Origin of the sequence: Agrococcus sp. HG114, assembly GCF_024723325.1 — a bacterium.
Lineage (GTDB): Bacteria > Actinomycetota > Actinomycetes > Actinomycetales > Microbacteriaceae > Agrococcus.
In genome coordinates this window covers 1-350 of the sequence record NZ_JANQCH010000312.1, presented here as the reverse complement: position 1 = coordinate 350, position 350 = coordinate 1, and the positions used below count along the sequence as shown (strand labels likewise).

Annotated in this window: 1 pseudogene; it reads right to left on the bottom strand. The window is 79.1% G+C overall.

The window, feature by feature from the left end:
• A pseudogene (locus NWP09_RS13380) lies at nt 1-350 on the bottom strand (hypothetical protein); the annotation flags it as partial.

Here is a 350-nt window from a genome sequence, read left to right as displayed (position 1 = left end):
GCCGCGGGCAGCTCGCCCCCGGGGCGGCGCGCGGCGAGCTCGGCGGCCTCGAACGCGTGGCTCGCCCGCCGGACGGCGTCGCGGTACGCCGCGAACTCCTGCGGGGTCATGCGCGCCGACGCGTGCGCGGGCCGCAGCTCGAGCGCGCGCTGCTGCTCGCGGAGGAACGCCTGCAGGGCGGGCGAGGCGGGATCGCTCATGGCCGGGTAGTCGATCGCCTTCGCCGGGTCGGTCTCGTAGGCGATCCAGCGCGCCGTGAGCGCGTCGTGCTCCGCGCGCAGCCGCGCGAGCGGCATGGCCTCGACCGGCGCCCTGCCGGTCGGCATCGTCGCGCGGGCGGCCTGCACGGT